Below are 255 nucleotides of genomic sequence, written 5' to 3' on the forward strand. Positions count from 1 at the left end.
GCAAATTGATGAATATTTAGATCCGCACAAAGGAACCGTCAATATCGGCTTTCCTACTAGCCTAGCAAGCCAAGTACTGCCTTCTGTCATTTCCGCCTTTAAGCAGGAATACCCAGAGGTCGATTTTTTACTTCGTCAAGGATCCTATAAATTTCTCATTGAAGCTGTAAAAAATCGAGATATTGATCTTGCCTTTTTAGGACCTGTTCCGACAAACGATCCTCAAATTGAAGGAAATATTTTGTTTTCAGAAAG

Annotated in this window: 1 protein-coding gene; it reads left to right on the forward strand. The window is 38.8% G+C overall.

What is annotated here, in order from left to right; all coding sequences use genetic code 11:
• The coding region (locus SB658_RS25725) for a LysR substrate-binding domain-containing protein (RefSeq protein WP_410603293.1) at positions 1 to 255 on the forward strand (255 nt) is incomplete at both ends.

Source organism: Bacillus sp. SIMBA_008, from assembly GCF_046535495.1.
In the GTDB taxonomy this organism is placed as follows: Bacteria; Bacillota; Bacilli; order Bacillales; family Bacillaceae; genus Bacillus; species Bacillus subtilis.